We start from the raw sequence: 14,864 nt of genomic DNA, 5'->3' as shown, positions 1-14,864 counted from the left end.
ATGAGTACTGCCTCACATCAGATCGGCTGGAAAACAGCTGCAGCCATCGTCGTTTCCAATATGATAGGAACAGGGATCTTTACCACTTTGGGATTTCAACTCTCCGATATTACTAATACCTACAGTATTTTTCTGTTATGGATTATTGGAGGAATTCTCGCTTTATTCGGAGCCTTCTGTTATGCAGAATTAGGATCCCATTTTAAGGGAAACGGTGGAGATTTTATCTATCTTAAAGAAACTTATCATCCTTTATTCGGATATTTAATAAGCTGGATTTCCCTGATCATAGGGTTTTCCTCACCTGTTGCGCTGGCAGCATTGGCAATGTCGAAATACCTTTCCGTATTTGATTTTTCCTTTGGAAACACTTTTGCCATTGCAGCCATTTTTCTGGTAGCCATTACCTTGTCATTCAGCTTAAAGACCTCAAGCCGATTCCATAATTTTTTTACTTTTATTAAAATAGCCTTTATTATTGTACTGGTTATTTTGGGAGTTGGGCTTTCAGAATCACCTCAGATAGGAAACAGCCTGAATTTTAGTGACAGCTGGCAAAATGAAATTATGCTTCCTGCCTTTGCAACTTCGTTGGTTTTTGTTACCTATTCCTATACCGGATGGAACTCTGCTTCTTATATTGCCGGAGAAATAAAAGATGTTCAAAAAAGTCTTCCTAAGTCCTTGATCATAGGAACCTTATTTGTGACAGTAAGCTATATTCTTGTCAATTATATTATGCTGAAACATGCGCCCATAAGCCAGTTAGCAGGAAAAGAAGATGTAATGGGAGAGGCTGCGGTTAATATGCTGGGGCTTTCCTTTGGGAAGATTGTCAATATTTTTATTGCATTACAGCTTATTGCAACCATCAGCGGTTACTTATGGGTAGGATCAAGGCTTACACAGGCCTTTGCAAAAGATACTTACCTTTGGAAACCTCTTGCCGCGGGGAATAAAAAAGGAATTCCGGTAAGAGCTATTTTTGCCCACGCTGTGATTGCTACCGTTATTATTTTAACAGGAAGCTTTAAAGAGATCTTCGTTTATACGGCATTTATTCTTCAGCTGTTTGCAAGTCTGGCAATTTCTACGGTATATTTCCTTAAAAAGAAAGACCGAAAAATCTTTAAATCTAATGCCTTTTATATTTTTCCAACTGTTTTCTTGCTGTTCAGTGTATACATTCTCTATTTTACATTTATCCATAATCCAAAAGAAAGCCTGATTGGCCTGGCCATTATAGCGGTAGGTATTGTTTTATATTTAATAGACAGAAAGCTTTCAAAAGGAAATAAAGAAGAAATTAATAACACTAAAAGTGAATAAGCTCATTCATAAATTCCCTTTTTTAGACTTTTACCCTACTGCTCAAAAATTTATACTTTAATTTTGAATTAATAATTCTTATCTTTGCACCCACAAAAATCCCACAATGTCTAAATCATTAATTCCAAAATTAGAAGCTATAAAACAAAGATATAATGAGGTTGCAGACCTTATTATACAGCCTGATGTTATTTCAGACCAAAAAAGATATTCTTCTTTGAACAAAGAATATAGTGATTTGGGAAAAATTGTTAGAGTTTATGACCAGTACAAAGGTGCTTTAGACAGTATCCAAGAATCTGATGAAATCATTGCTGACGGATCAGACAGAGATCTGGTAGATTTGGCAAAAGAAGAAAAGCTGGATGCACAATCTAAAATTCCAGGCCTTGAAGAAGAGCTTAAAGTTCTTTTGATTCCTAAAGATCCTGCAGATGATAAAAACGTTATCGTAGAACTACGTGCCGGAACCGGAGGTGATGAAGCAGCTATCTTTGTGGAAGATGTTTACAGAATGTACACCATGTACTTCAAAACTAAAGGATGGAGACATGAAGTGACAGATTCCAATGAAGCAGCAAAAGGCTACAAGGAATTGATCATGAAAGTAGAAGGAGAAGGTGTTTATGGAGTCATGAAGTTCGAATCAGGGGTTCACCGTGTACAACGTGTGCCTGAAACAGAATCTCAAGGGAGAGTTCACACTTCAGCCATCACAATTGCAGTTCTGCCGGAAGCAGAAGAAGTAGACTTCGAACTGAATCCTGCAGATATTGAAATGCAGACTTCACGTTCAGGAGGTGCCGGTGGTCAGAACGTAAACAAGGTTGAAACTAAAGTTCAGCTTACTCACAAACCATCAGGGCTTGTAGTAGTTTGCCAACAGGCTCGTTCTCAGCTAGCAAACCGTGAATTGGCAATGGAAATGCTTAGAACAAAACTATATGATATCGAATTACAAAAAGTACAGGGAGATATTGCTGCACAACGTAAGTCGATGGTTTCTACAGGAGACCGTTCTGCAAAGATCAAAACCTACAACTATCCACAGGGAAGAGTAACAGATCACAGAATCAATAAATCCATGTATAATCTGGATGCTTATATGAACGGGGATATTTCTGAAATGATTGACGCTGTAATCATGGCAGAAAATGCAGAAAAAATGAAAGGAGAAGAAGAAAACTACTAAAGTTTTTTAAAAATAAAAATAAAGCCTCTGATTCTTTCAGGGGCTTTTCTTTTTAAACCATATCATAATTAACAAAATATAAACTATGAAAAACTACAAAATTATTTTACTGTTGTTCCTTACCATGATGGGGCAGCACCTTACAGCACAAACAGAAGTAAAGAAACCTAAAGAGGTTTTTGAACTGTTTTTTGGTTCCTTTTTGAATAATGATGAATCCACTCATCTAAAACTTAATGATTACCTAAGACCAACAGTAGAGGGTAAAGATGCTTTTGAGGTAGATTTTAAAGGTACCTCTGAGAGCGTGGTAAAAAGCAGTGCAGAAGCTTTCTTATCAGTATTTCCCAAAGCGGCCGCTAATGCATGTAAAAAAGAAGCAGAAGACTATTTTAGGGTCTTATTTGCAAATTTCAGAAATGGAAAACTTAATATTAAAGAGGTAAAGGTGGTTCCTAATGAATATGTTGAAGGTCAGAAAATTGCTGAGGTAACCTATTCTGTAAGCTTTAAAGTACCCGCGAATATAACACCAGAGCCAGTAGCAGATCCAAAAAAAATAAAGGCTGATGAGCTGAAAAAATATCTGTTACAATTGACTCAGGATTTTAAAACTGCGGACAAAACAGTAACTGTAGATCAGGAATTTAGTTTATATGAATTGAAAGAGGGTGACAAAATATATTACTGGAATGGTAGCCCGGATGAGATTGTAACGAACCTTACAGATTTCTACTTCGATAATTTTTAATCAATGAAACGTTGATTAATAAACAATTAAAATAAAAAAAGCTCTGATTTTTCAGGGCTTTTTTTATTTCACTTACTTTACGTATTTTTGAGAAAACCGTTCAGTATGAATTTTAAACCTATGTTATTAACTGCTGGAGTACTGTTTTCAGCATCTTTTTATTCTCAAACAATGAATTATCCAAAAGCATTAAAGGGAAGTCAATCCGACACCTATTTTGGAACTGCTGTTTCTGACCCGTTCAGGGATCTGGAACATGACTCTGATGCTACCAAAAAATGGGTAGATGAAGAAGTAGCTTATAGCCAGAATTATCTTTCAAAGATTCCTTTCAGGGATAAAATAAAAAATCAGCTGAAGGATATTTGGAATTACGAGAAAATATCAGCTCCATTCAAAGAAGGAGACTATACGTATTTCTATAAAAATGATGGTTTACAGGCACAATCTGTTTTGTACAGAACAAGCAATAAAACCAAAGCTACAGAAGTGTTTTTAGATCCGAATAAATTTTCAGAAAAAGGAACTACATCACTTTCTAATCTTTCATTCAACAAAAAAGGAAACCTTGCTGCTTACTCTATTTCTGAGGGAGGAAGTGACTGGAATAAAATTATCATCATTGATGCTATTACCAAAAAGCAGATTGATGAAACTTTATTGGATGTAAAATTCAGTGGAATTTCATGGCAAGGAGACGAAGGCTTCTACTACTCAAGCTATGACAAGCCGAAAGAAGGAACCGTACTTTCTGGAATGACAGATAAGCATAAGGTGTACTTTCACAAGCTGGGAACAAAACAGTCTGAAGATAAATTGATCTTTGGTGGTGAAAAAACTCCAAGAAGATATCTGGGAGCATACGTTTCAGAAGATCAAAGATACCTGATCGTTTCTGCAGCCAATGCAACCAATGGAAATGAACTGTACATAAAAGACCTGAAAAAAGGAGGAGATTTTGTACAGATTGTAAAAGGATTTGACATCAATGCAGGAATTGTAGATACAGAAGGAGACGATCTTTTCATTTCTACCGATAAAGATGCTCCGAATATGCGTCTTGTGAAAACAACCATCAGCAATCCGGCTCCTGAAACCTGGAAAGATGTAATTCCACAAACGGAAAACGTATTAGGAATCTCTTCAGGAGGAGGATACTTCTTTGCAACGTATATGGTTGATGCAATAGACAAAGTGAAGCAGTTTGACAAAACAGGAAAATTGATCAGAGAAATCAGCCTTCCTGGGAAAGGGAACGTTTCCGGATTTGGAGGAAAGGAAAAAGAAAAAGATATTTATTATTCTTTCAGTAACTATATCACGCCGGGAACTACCTATAAGTTTAATGTAGATTCCGGAAAATCAGAAGTATACCAAAAGCCAAAAGTGAAATTTAATCCGGATGATTATGTTTCTGAGCAGGTATTCTATACTTCAAAAGACGGAACAAAGGTTCCTATGATGATCAATTATAAAAAAGGGACTAAGCTTAATGGTAAAAACCCTACAATTCTATATTCTTACGGAGGATTCAATATTAGCCTACAGCCATCCTTCTCAGTAGTAAATGCGATCTGGATGGAAAATGGCGGGATCTATGCCGTTCCAAACATCCGTGGTGGTGGCGAATACGGTAAAAAATGGCACGATGCAGGAACAAAAATGCAGAAAAGAAACGTTTTTGAAGACTTTATCGCAGCTGGAGAATACCTGCAAAGCAAGGGCTATACTTCAAAAGAATATATGGCACTTTCAGGAAGATCAAACGGAGGTCTATTGGTAGGAGCTACCATGACTTTACGTCCTGATCTGGCGAGAGTTGCTTTTCCTGGGGTTGGGGTGTTGGATATGCTAAGATATAACAAGTTTACAGCAGGAGCAGGTTGGTCTTATGACTACGGAACAGCAGAAGACAGCAAGGAAATGTTTGAATACCTGAAATCATATTCTCCGGTACACAACGTAAAAGCGGGAACATGCTATCCATCCACAATGATCATTACCAGTGATCATGATGACAGGGTAGTTCCGGCTCACTCATTCAAATTTGGAGCAGAACTTCAGGAAAAACAGGCTTGTAAAAACCCTATTCTATTAAGAATTGAAAAGAATGCAGGTCACGGTGCCGGAAGAGCAACGGATCAAGTAATCGGTGAAAATGCAGACCTTCTGTCATTTGCATTGTATGAAATGGGCGTAAAACTTTAATTATAAAAGGTAAAAATCTGACTTGTCTCAAAAGATGAGCAGACCCAATAAATTGAATATAGGCCGGGCATTTGTCCGGCCTTTTTCTTTCACTAAACGGCAGAGAAACTGAATGTTAACAGAAGTTTCATGTTTCGTTCAAAAAAATTAACTTTACGGAGACAAAAATTATTGGAATGCGAAAGACAATTTCTGTGAAAAAGCCTGATTTTAATGTATTGCCTCTGGAAAGAGAGATTTACAATTTTGAAAAAGACGGGCTGGAACTTAAATCATCTTATGAAAAAAAAGATGTAAAAGATGAATCATTAACACAGACTTCTCCAGGAATTGAACCCTATCTGAGAGGGCCGTATTCCACCATGTATGTTCAAAAGCCATGGACCATCCGTCAGTATGCCGGTTTTTCCACAGCAGAAGAATCCAATGCTTTTTACAGAAGAAATCTTGCCGCAGGACAAAAAGGACTTTCAGTAGCATTTGACCTTGCTACTCACAGAGGATATGATTCTGACCATGCAAGAGTAGTAGGTGACGTAGGAAAAGCAGGAGTTGCTATTGACTCCGTAGAGGATATGAAAATCCTTTTCAATGAAATACCACTGGATCAGATCTCAGTTTCCATGACAATGAATGGGGCTGTACTTCCTATTTTGTCTTTCTATATCGTAGCAGCTGAAGAACAGGGAGTGAAACAGGAATTACTTTCAGGAACTATTCAAAATGATATTCTGAAAGAGTTCATGGTAAGAAATACCTACATCTATCCACCTGCACCATCCATGAAGATCATTGCAGATATTTTTGAATATACTTCGCAAAACATTCCAAAATTTAACTCTATTTCCATTTCAGGATACCATATGCAAGAAGCAGGTGCTACTCCCGTACTGGAAATGGCTTATACCCTGGCAGACGGTTTAGAGTACGTAAGAACAGGAATTAAAGCAGGAATGAATGTAGATGACTTTGCTCCAAGATTATCGTTTTTCTGGGCCATCGGAATGAATCATTTCATGGAAATTGCTAAAATGCGTGCCGCAAGATATATCTGGGCAACCCTTTTGAAGCAGTTCAATCCACAGAATCAAAAATCTCTTGCGCTAAGAACCCACTCGCAGACCTCAGGATGGTCATTGACAGAGCAGGAGCCTTTTAATAATATCACAAGAACGGCCATTGAAGCCTTATCTTCCGCATTGGGAGGAACCCAATCACTGCACACCAATGCATTGGATGAAGCCATTGCACTTCCTACAGATTATTCAGCAAAAATTGCAAGGAATACACAGATCATTCTTCAGCAGGAAAGCAGAATATGTGATGTAGTAGATCCAATGGGAGGAAGTAACCTGGTAGAAAGCCTTACCCAACAGATGATTGAAGAAGCCATGAGGTACATTGATGAGGTAGAGCAGGAAGGAGGAATGACCAAAGCCATTGAAGCAGGGATTCCAAAGATGAGGATTGAAGAAGCCGCAGCTAAAAAACAGGCTAAAATTGATAGCGGCGAAGAATTCATTATCGGAGTGAATTCATTCAAATCATCATTAAAACAGGATGCAATAGAGATCCTTGATATTGATAACACAGAAGTTCGTAGAAAGCAGATCGAAAGACTGAACAACATAAAGGCAGAAAGAAATGGAGAAGCGGTAGAGCAGATTTTAAATGAGATCCGTGAAAGTGCAAAAACAGGAAAAGGAAACCTATTGGCGTTATGCATCGAGGCTGCAAGAAGAAGAGTTACCCTCGGGGAAATGAGTGATGCCATGGAGGAAACTTTCGGTAGATATAAAGCAAATATTAAAACAATCTCTGGAGTATATGCTATGAATGCAGGCAAAAATGAATACTTTGAAAAAGCCCTTAACCTTACTCAGAAATTTGAAGAAGAAGAAGGACGTCGCCCAAGAATCATGGTAGCCAAAATGGGTCAAGATGGACATGACAGAGGCGCTAAAGTAGTGGCAACAGCATTCGCAGATATGGGATTTGACGTAGATGTAGCACCATTATTTCAAACTCCTGAAGAAGTTGCAAAACAAGCTGTAGAGAACGATATTCATATCTTGGGAGTGTCTTCACTTGCTGCAGGGCACAAAACACTGGTTCCTCAGGTAGTGGAAGAACTGAAAAAACTAGGAGCAGATGACGTTACTATCGTAGTGGGAGGAGTTATTCCACAACAGGATTATGAATTCCTTTATGCAAACGGAGCTGACTTTATTTTTGGTCCCGGAACCAATCTTCCAAAGTGTGCCGTTGAAATTTTAGAGAGATTTTTAGAAAACTAATCCCAAAAAGCTTTAATTTTCAGTAAAGAAATTAAAAGCTTATCCTATGGATTTTAAAAATATAATAAAGCCTACGAAGAAGAAGTTGATTCTTTTTGTAGGCTTATTTTTTATAGGCGTTTTTCTTTTTAATTCTGGAGAAAAAGATAAACCTGCACAAAAATCTCCCGTTCCTGCTGATGTAGAATCAGTCAAAAAACATCTAACGGCACTTACCCAGACTCCACAGTTTAGAAATCATAAAAATGTAGACCAGCTGAATGCCGTTGCGGACTATATTCATCAAACTTTTCGTACATATGGTGATAGTACAAACTTTCAGGAGTATAAGGTAGACGGAAAAATATATAAAAACGTGATTACCTCGTTCGGTTCAGAAAATAAAAAAAGAATTATCATAGGTGGCCATTACGACGTTTGCGGTGACCAGCAGGGAGCAGACGACAATGCTACAGGTGTTACAGCCCTGTTGGAATTGGCAAGAATGCTTAAGGGGCAAAAGCTTAACTATCGGGTGGATCTGGTGGCCTATACCTTAGAAGAACCACCTTATTTCAGAACCGAAAATATGGGCAGCTACATCCATGCAAAATATCTAAAAGATAACAATATGGATGTTTACGGTATGGTAAGTGTAGAAATGATCGGTTATTTCAAGGATGAAAAAGGATCTCAGGACTTCCCTATGGGGGTTCTCTCCTGGATTTATGGTGATAAAGGAGATTTTATTACTTTGGTGAAAAAGCTCAGCGGAGCAGGCCCATTCGTTGGAAATTTTATAGATCATTTTAAAAATGCAAATCAGGTAAAAACAGAAACATTTCCAGCGCCTAAATTTGTAGGTGGTGTAGATTATTCCGATCATTTAAACTATTGGAAATTTGATTTCCCCGCTCTTATGATTACCGATACTTCCTTCTTTAGAAACAAAAATTATCATCAATCTACAGATACTTTAGAAACATTGGATATCGAACGGATGACAAAAGTTATTGATGCTATTTTTCTAAGCATTATTCACCTCAAGTGAAAAAACAAAGGCTGTTTCAACTTCTGAAACAGCCTTTGTTTTATTTTTTCTGAACGATTTTACCATCATCCATAATTTGATAATGCGTTTTAGTTATCTTTTGGCTATTTCCATCAATCTTATGATCTGTTGTTACAATGATTTCTCCTGCTTTATTGATTTCATAGCTGCTGAACTCCTCTTTCTTATCCTCCTTTCCGGGATCAAACCAAATACCTTCTACATAGGCTTCGCCAACGATGCTGTTATTCAGTACAGTAAGCAGATAATATCGGTAGTCAAAATCTCCGCAATCCATCGGAACAAGAATTAGTTCAACATCCTTATATCGAGCTAAAGGAAAATATCGGAATGTAGGTTCTCCACAGCTGTACTTTTCTGAACCTTCCACCGTAAAATCTGTTTCTATAAACTTTACATCTACCTGAGGAAGACTTTCAATAGGTAAGCTATAAAGCCCTGTTTTTAATAAAGATTCCATTGGGGTAGGAGTATCTTTATTTTTTCTCCACTCCTCAAGAGAAATATATTCTCCGGACGGAGGGTCTAAAATGGTTAAGGTATTACACTGATCACTTGATGCATGAAAAATATGATAGGTTTCAAAACGATCCGGACCATTATATCCAACAGAAATAGAATAATCCCAGCCATTATTTACTTTTGTACTGTCTACAAGAAAACCGATCCTACCTTTTCCTTTGGTCTCTGATTCGAGAAACTTAGCCTGGGTTTTCATTTCTTCCAAATCCAGAATTTTTTCCATGAAATGGGAAGAAAAACAACCTTTCTCTACTACTTTTACCTCTTCTTTTTTTACAGGTTCCTCTTTCTTACAACCTATTAAAAGTAATGGAAGTAAGGCCAATAAAAATTTATGCATAAAACACTTTTTTCACAAAAATAAGATTTAAATAATAGATGATTAAAAAAATAATTCTATATTTGCACCTGAAAATCAAGTTTAACCAATAAAAAACAACGAAGCAATGTTCAGAACTAATCAGAATTCTACAGTTGGATTACCCCTTATGGTGGTAAGGCTTCGCGGTTTGGTACATTCTTAGAATAATAGTACAATACAATATCAAAACCCGAAGTCGTAGAGATTTCGGGTTTTTTATTGCGCAATATTTCAAACTCACGTTTCCCCGAAATCTTTTTAAGTGTTTTTAAGAACAAAATAGTTGAAGTTTTATACTCCAAACTATTGCGTTCATCATTATTAAACCACTCAACTAGTAATTTAGTTGAAATATAAAACAGATAGATGGCAAACCCATTTTAGGGTCTTGTTCTTGATATCTTGTGTTTTACATGGAAAATGATAACATTCTGTTCTCTCGCCTAAGAAGCGTAAGAACCAGAAAAAGAACAATAAAAAAAGATGTAATAAAACAGATAAGAAAAAAGTATCAACGTAGTGACGTTCTTTGGGAAGCCAAAAGAAGTGTTCAATGGATTCCATTAGAAAAACCATATCAGAAAGGATTTGTAAGATTCTTCACCGTAAGAGAGGAGGTATTGAGATCCGAAGATGGAGAGTTTTTTGAAGGAATTTTGAAAAAAATCAATAGCTATATGTATTCCGATAGCCGACAGTTTCTAAAAAAGAAAAGAAAATCCGAAAGAAAAATATATGTAGAAAAAGAGCAGAAGCTCAACAACATTTCTTTATGCTCCTGGAGTAACCCCAAATTTGAACTAACCCCAAGAGAAAGACAGTACTTTTTAAAGCAAGAAGAATATTGTCCTATACGGAAAATTTATAAAACGTACTACGAGTTTATTGAGCCATGGAGATTTACCCTACGGATAAGACCTCATATGATTACTCATTATAAGCCCATAGACTCTGAACTTGAAAAAGAATATGCAGAGCTGGATCTTATCTGGGACACCATAAAATTGTAGGAATTATCCACAAAACAATTGATGGTAAATCAAATTCATGGAAAACAAAAAAAGAAGATCCTAATCTTATCAAAAGCAGGAGGTATTTTACCTGCACAATGTCTGCAACAGAGATTGCAGAGTGTTTTGAGGACGTATAACTCCTCTATTATTTAAAACAAAAACAATGGGAAATTTAAAACTAAAAGGAAAAGATATATTAAAACTGGGCTATCCCAATAACCAAAGTGTCAACGTAGCTTTGGAAGTAATGAAGAGAAATTTTGCAACTAAAAATATCCATTATGTGAAATCTCTTTTAAAAGAAATTCTGATTCACCCGGAGAATTTTGAGAAAGATCTAACCTTCGGGCAGATTGCAGAAACCTTGCTTTCTTCCAAGAAAACAGAAAAAAGAATGTTGAATTCACAACGTGCCGCTTTTCAGGTTTTCGGAAATAATATTTCAGATGAAGCTAAAAACCAGCTGTACACAGCTCTGAAATTGCCAATCTCCATTCAGGGAGCTTTAATGCCAGATGCTCATAGCGGTTATGGCCTTCCGATAGGTGGGGTTCTTGCTGTAGAAAATGCTGTGATTCCTTATGGAGTAGGGATGGATATTGGCTGCAGAATGAGCTTAAGTATTTTGGATACACCAGTTTCATATCTTAACGGTGCAAGGAATAAATATGAAAAAGCCCTTGCAGAACATACAAAATTTGGAATGTATGAGACATACAAATCTCATATAGACCATGAAATCTTCGATAGGGACACATTCGATTTGATCCCGATCCTTAGAAGATTAAAAGGAAAAGCCATTAAGCAGATGGGATCCTCAGGAGGGGGAAATCATTTTGTTGAATTCGGAGAAGTGGAAATCACAGAAGAAGATAAGCAAATTGGTTTGCCAAAAGGAAAATATCTGGGAATCCTTTCACACAGTGGTTCCAGAGGTATGGGAGCAGAAATTGCCCAGTATTACTCAAGGGTGGCTATTGAACAATGTCCATTACCAAAAGAAGCACAACAATTTGCTTGGCTTGATTTGAGTACTCATCTTGGTTTGGAATACTGGACGGCCATGAATCTTGCGGGAGACTATGCTTCAGCTTGTCATGATGATATTCATAGAAGATTGGTGAAAGCCGTTGGCGGAAGAGTGAAGGCCAGAATTGAAAACCATCACAATTTTGCATGGAAAGAAACCCATAACGGAAAGGAAGTGATTGTTCACAGAAAAGGAGCCACTCCGGCCAGTGAAAATGAGCTGGGAATGATTCCCGGGTCCATGACGGCAAAAGGTTTTATCGTTCGTGGAAAAGGAAACCCTGAATCCCTTAGCTCAGCATCACATGGAGCTGGAAGAGCACACTCAAGAGGTGAGTGCAGGAGTCTTTTCACAGAGCATGATATAAAAAAGGAGCTGAAACTTAAAAATGTTACCCTAATGGGTGGCAATACGGAAGAAGCACCAATGGCCTATAAGGATATTCATGAAGTGATGAATGCACAAAGTGAATTGGTAGACATTCTTGGAACATTTCAGCCAAGAATTGTGAGAATGGATAGATAAATTAAGTTGGAGGTTTATAGTTGCGGATTGAGAACATATAATGCGCAGCTATAAATACTCAACACCCAATTAAAAATCAAAAAAATGGGCGCACCACATAACATAAAAAGATATGGTGAAGTCTGGCCGGAATTTAGAATCCGTTTCGGACTTGAAATATTAAATAAATTAAAAGATAAAGTAATCATATCCGGCGGATGGGCATGGCATTTTATGTCAGAAACAGGGCATACAGAATATAAACATGCACATGATCACAAGGATATTGATGTATTTGTAAGAAAAGAAAACGTAGCAGAGGTTGTGATGATTCTTCAGCAGGAAGGATTTCAGAAAGTCTGGACACGTTATGATCATCTGCCAAGTGAAGAAAATTTTCGCAGATATGAAAAAACAGTAGAATGGGAAAATGATAAATTCCATAGAATAACCATTGATTTTTTTGAAAAAGATAATCTAGAAACGGTAATAGCCAATGGATTTACTGTTGTGGAACCTAATGTTTTGCTTTCATTCTACAAAAATATCCACTCCAGTGATAAATGCTGGGCAGTAATGGCTGCAAAAGATTTAATACAAAAGGGAATTGATCCGGTGGGACATTTCTTACTAAGCAAAATGCCGAAATAACAATGGAAAAATTAATACAAATAACTTCAGGAAGAGGGCCTTTAGAGTGTCAGTGGGTAGTTTCCAAGGTTCTGAAGACCTTTCTTGAAGAAGTAAAAGAAAATAATATAGAATATGAAATCATTCATCGGGAAAACGGTGATGAAAATCTGACATTGAAATCCGTAACCGTGCTTTTAAAAGGAAAAGAGATAAAAGAATTCTTAAAAACATGGCTGGGAAGTATTTGTTGGATAGGTAAAAGTACATTCAGAAAACTGCATAAAAGAAGCAACTGGTTCATTGGTATTTTCGAATTGGAAAATCTAAAAACCATAGACTTTAAGGAAAGAGATGTCAAATTTCAGACAGCCAGAAGCCAGGGAAGCGGAGGGCAGAATGTCAATAAAGTGAATACTGCCGTCAGGGCCACTCACTTTCCAAGTAAACAGTCTGTATTTGTGCAGGATTCAAGATCACAATTGGAAAATAAAAAACTTTCCATTATCAGATTAAAAGAAAAGGTAATGGGAGTCTATATTCAACAACTGGAAGATAAAATGAAAGATACTTGGAGTCTTAATCTCCAAGTTCAGCGCGGAAACCCTGTCCGTACATTTACCGGAACAGATTTTAAGAAAAATTATCAGGATAAATCCTATAAAAGACAAAGGAATATCCTTAAAATTGAATTAAAAAATTACAGCAATGACCTTAACTAAAAATAAATACTATTTTGAAGCTCTGGACTATTTTCCTTATAATATGGCTGAGTGTCTGGATGCCCTGAATTACGCCCTTTCCTACGAACCTGAAGATGCAGATAGCCTGTGCCTGATGGGTAGAGTGTATTCTGAGGTTTTAAAGGACTATGAAACCGGGAAGAAATATTTCGAAGAAGCTATGCAAAGCAACATTGGAAACGTGAATACACCCAGATATTACATCGAATGCCTTTTAAGCAATGAAGATTATGAAGAAGCAGAAAAATTGATTGGATATGCTTTGAGAATGAAAGGTATTGATAAATCGGAGATTCTAAACTGTAAATCTCTCTTAATGGAAAGAAAAGGTGAATATAAACAAGCTCTGGAGGAACTTAAAGAAGCCAGAAAGTTCAGCTATTGCAGGAGCTCTCTAGAAATATTAGAAGATAGAGAAAAGCTGGTGAAAGGTAAGATGCCTACACCAAGAACACGAAAAAAGACAACTGTTTAATCAATGTATAATTAAAAAAATAAGCTTTCAATGGAAAGCTTATTTTTTATTGACAGAGATCAGATAATCATATACCATTTGATGCTGATCATCATTAAGCTTAGCCTTGGGAGCCATTCTGCTTAAAGTATTAATCCATCCCTGATTATCGTGCTTTGTAGGTTCTGGCAGTTTGTGACATTTTGCACAGGAATTTTCAAAGATTGTTTTTCCCTGAGCCAACTGTTCAGATGAGGTATACTTCGGCCCTGTTACAGCCGTACTTTTTGGACCACAAGACACCAGAAATGCTGATGCTGCAATGCCGCTTAAGATTAACTTTTTCATACCCATATTTTTGTTTGGTGATTACTTCTTTACAGAAACAATATAATCATAAACCCACTTGTGCTGATCATCCGTAAGTTTTGCCTTAGGAGCCATTGCATTCATAATTCCCACCCATTGTACAGAATTGTGTGACGTAGGATCCGGGAGTTTATGGCACTTTCCACAAGAATTCTCAAAAATAGTTTTCCCCTGAGCAATCTCTTCAGCCGTAGAAGCAGCACTTCCTGTAACAGCAGTAGAGGTTGAAGCTTTCGGAGTACAGGAAACTAAAAGGATAGCAGTGAATGATGCCGCAGCAATGAGTTTTTTCATGTTTCTTATTTTGATAGATAACAAATGTAATAAATTCCGGAACCCTTTGATACAGTGGGTTCTAGTTTTAATTTAGAAGAAATAAAAATTAAAATAGTGTGAATAATAAAATGTGA

General features: G+C 36.9%; 14 protein-coding genes. 11 read left to right on the top strand and 3 right to left on the bottom strand.

Annotated features, from left to right (window positions below; translation table 11 throughout):
• The 6 genes from C7D53_RS19380 (at position 1) to C7D53_RS19355 (ending at position 8,807) form a co-directional block, all read left to right on the top strand.
• Positions 1–1,329, top strand: a complete 1,329-nt coding sequence (locus C7D53_RS19380; protein ID WP_106918048.1) for an APC family permease — start codon at positions 1–3, stop codon at positions 1,327–1,329.
• Positions 1,330–1,435: 106 nt separating this feature from the next.
• Positions 1,436–2,521 (top strand): peptide chain release factor 1, encoded by a 1,086-nt coding sequence (prfA, locus tag C7D53_RS19375; RefSeq protein ID WP_106918047.1) that lies wholly within the window; start codon positions 1,436–1,438, stop codon positions 2,519–2,521.
• A gap of 85 nt (positions 2,522–2,606) precedes the next feature.
• Positions 2,607–3,272 carry a hypothetical protein gene (locus C7D53_RS19370; protein ID WP_106918046.1) on the top strand — a complete coding sequence of 222 codons (666 nt, stop codon included), beginning with the start codon at positions 2,607–2,609 and terminating at the stop codon, positions 3,270–3,272.
• Positions 3,273–3,377: 105 nt separating this feature from the next.
• Positions 3,378–5,480 carry a prolyl oligopeptidase family serine peptidase gene (locus tag C7D53_RS19365; protein ID WP_106918045.1) on the top strand — a complete coding sequence of 701 codons (2,103 nt, stop codon included), beginning with the start codon at positions 3,378–3,380 and terminating at the stop codon, positions 5,478–5,480.
• A gap of 176 nt (positions 5,481–5,656) precedes the next feature.
• Positions 5,657–7,777: a methylmalonyl-CoA mutase gene (gene scpA, locus C7D53_RS19360; protein ID WP_106918044.1), complete on the top strand. Its 2,121-nt coding sequence runs from the start codon at positions 5,657–5,659 to the stop codon at positions 7,775–7,777.
• Positions 7,778–7,823: 46 nt separating this feature from the next.
• Complete coding sequence (locus C7D53_RS19355) at positions 7,824–8,807, top strand: M28 family peptidase (protein WP_106918043.1); 984 nt, start codon at positions 7,824–7,826, stop codon at positions 8,805–8,807.
• 40 nt (positions 8,808–8,847) lie between these two features.
• On the opposite strand, the gene C7D53_RS19350 is transcribed toward C7D53_RS19355, so the two are convergent.
• Entirely contained in the window at positions 8,848–9,690 is an 843-nt protein-coding gene (locus C7D53_RS19350; RefSeq protein ID WP_106918042.1) for a hypothetical protein, read from the bottom strand.
• A 434-nt stretch (positions 9,691–10,124) separates the two neighbouring features.
• Here C7D53_RS19350 and C7D53_RS19345 point away from each other — a divergent pair, with 434 nt between their 5' ends.
• From C7D53_RS19345 to C7D53_RS19325, 5 genes are all read left to right on the top strand, one after another.
• Positions 10,125–10,721 carry a hypothetical protein gene (locus C7D53_RS19345; RefSeq protein ID WP_106918041.1) on the top strand — a complete coding sequence of 199 codons (597 nt, stop codon included), beginning with the start codon at positions 10,125–10,127 and terminating at the stop codon, positions 10,719–10,721.
• Positions 10,722–10,887: 166 nt separating this feature from the next.
• Positions 10,888–12,279, top strand: a complete 1,392-nt coding sequence (locus C7D53_RS19340; protein WP_106918040.1) for an RtcB family protein — start codon at positions 10,888–10,890, stop codon at positions 12,277–12,279.
• An 84-nt stretch (positions 12,280–12,363) separates the two neighbouring features.
• Positions 12,364–12,909 carry a nucleotidyltransferase domain-containing protein gene (locus C7D53_RS19335; protein ID WP_106918039.1) on the top strand — a complete coding sequence of 182 codons (546 nt, stop codon included), beginning with the start codon at positions 12,364–12,366 and terminating at the stop codon, positions 12,907–12,909.
• Positions 12,910–12,911: 2 nt separating this feature from the next.
• Entirely contained in the window at positions 12,912–13,610 is a 699-nt protein-coding gene (gene prfH, locus C7D53_RS19330) for a peptide chain release factor H (protein ID WP_106918038.1), read from the top strand.
• The gene (locus tag C7D53_RS19325) at positions 13,597–14,106 is read left to right on the top strand and encodes a tetratricopeptide repeat protein (protein WP_106918037.1); all 510 of its coding nucleotides are present in this window, start codon (positions 13,597–13,599) and stop codon (positions 14,104–14,106) included. The genes prfH and C7D53_RS19325 overlap by 14 nt, the downstream gene beginning before the upstream one ends.
• Positions 14,107–14,145: 39 nt before the next feature.
• Here C7D53_RS19325 and C7D53_RS19320 read toward each other — a convergent pair whose 3' ends face one another.
• Positions 14,146–14,433 carry a c-type cytochrome gene (locus C7D53_RS19320; RefSeq protein WP_106918105.1) on the bottom strand — a complete coding sequence of 96 codons (288 nt, stop codon included), beginning with the start codon at positions 14,431–14,433 and terminating at the stop codon, positions 14,146–14,148.
• A gap of 21 nt (positions 14,434–14,454) precedes the next feature.
• Positions 14,455–14,748, bottom strand: a complete 294-nt coding sequence (locus C7D53_RS19315) for a c-type cytochrome (RefSeq protein WP_106918036.1) — start codon at positions 14,746–14,748, stop codon at positions 14,455–14,457.
• Positions 14,749–14,864 lie beyond the last annotated feature (116 nt).

It is taken from the genome of Chryseobacterium aurantiacum (assembly GCF_003020585.1).
Classification (GTDB): domain Bacteria; phylum Bacteroidota; class Bacteroidia; order Flavobacteriales; family Weeksellaceae; genus Chryseobacterium; species Chryseobacterium aurantiacum.
Note: the sequence above shows the minus strand (reverse complement) of the source record. Positions and strands in the feature narration are given on the sequence as shown.

What these genes read in the sequence shown, in the direction of transcription:
- C7D53_RS19380 (WP_106918048.1), top strand. Translation starts at nt 1, where the DNA reads ATGAGTACTGCCTCACATCAGATCGGCTGGAAAACAGCTGCAGCCATC.
- prfA (WP_106918047.1), top strand. Translation starts at nt 1,436, where the DNA reads ATGTCTAAATCATTAATTCCAAAATTAGAAGCTATAAAACAAAGATAT.
- C7D53_RS19370 (WP_106918046.1), top strand. Translation starts at nt 2,607, where the DNA reads ATGAAAAACTACAAAATTATTTTACTGTTGTTCCTTACCATGATGGGG.
- C7D53_RS19365 (WP_106918045.1), top strand. Translation starts at nt 3,378, where the DNA reads ATGAATTTTAAACCTATGTTATTAACTGCTGGAGTACTGTTTTCAGCA.
- scpA (WP_106918044.1), top strand. Translation starts at nt 5,657, where the DNA reads ATGCGAAAGACAATTTCTGTGAAAAAGCCTGATTTTAATGTATTGCCT.
- C7D53_RS19355 (WP_106918043.1), top strand. Translation starts at nt 7,824, where the DNA reads ATGGATTTTAAAAATATAATAAAGCCTACGAAGAAGAAGTTGATTCTT.
- C7D53_RS19350 (WP_106918042.1), bottom strand. Translation starts at nt 9,690, where the DNA reads ATGCATAAATTTTTATTGGCCTTACTTCCATTACTTTTAATAGGTTGT.
- C7D53_RS19345 (WP_106918041.1), top strand. Translation starts at nt 10,125, where the DNA reads ATGGAAAATGATAACATTCTGTTCTCTCGCCTAAGAAGCGTAAGAACC.
- C7D53_RS19340 (WP_106918040.1), top strand. Translation starts at nt 10,888, where the DNA reads ATGGGAAATTTAAAACTAAAAGGAAAAGATATATTAAAACTGGGCTAT.
- C7D53_RS19335 (WP_106918039.1), top strand. Translation starts at nt 12,364, where the DNA reads ATGGGCGCACCACATAACATAAAAAGATATGGTGAAGTCTGGCCGGAA.
- prfH (WP_106918038.1), top strand. Translation starts at nt 12,912, where the DNA reads ATGGAAAAATTAATACAAATAACTTCAGGAAGAGGGCCTTTAGAGTGT.
- C7D53_RS19325 (WP_106918037.1), top strand. Translation starts at nt 13,597, where the DNA reads ATGACCTTAACTAAAAATAAATACTATTTTGAAGCTCTGGACTATTTT.
- C7D53_RS19320 (WP_106918105.1), bottom strand. Translation starts at nt 14,433, where the DNA reads ATGAAAAAGTTAATCTTAAGCGGCATTGCAGCATCAGCATTTCTGGTG.
- C7D53_RS19315 (WP_106918036.1), bottom strand. Translation starts at nt 14,748, where the DNA reads ATGAAAAAACTCATTGCTGCGGCATCATTCACTGCTATCCTTTTAGTT.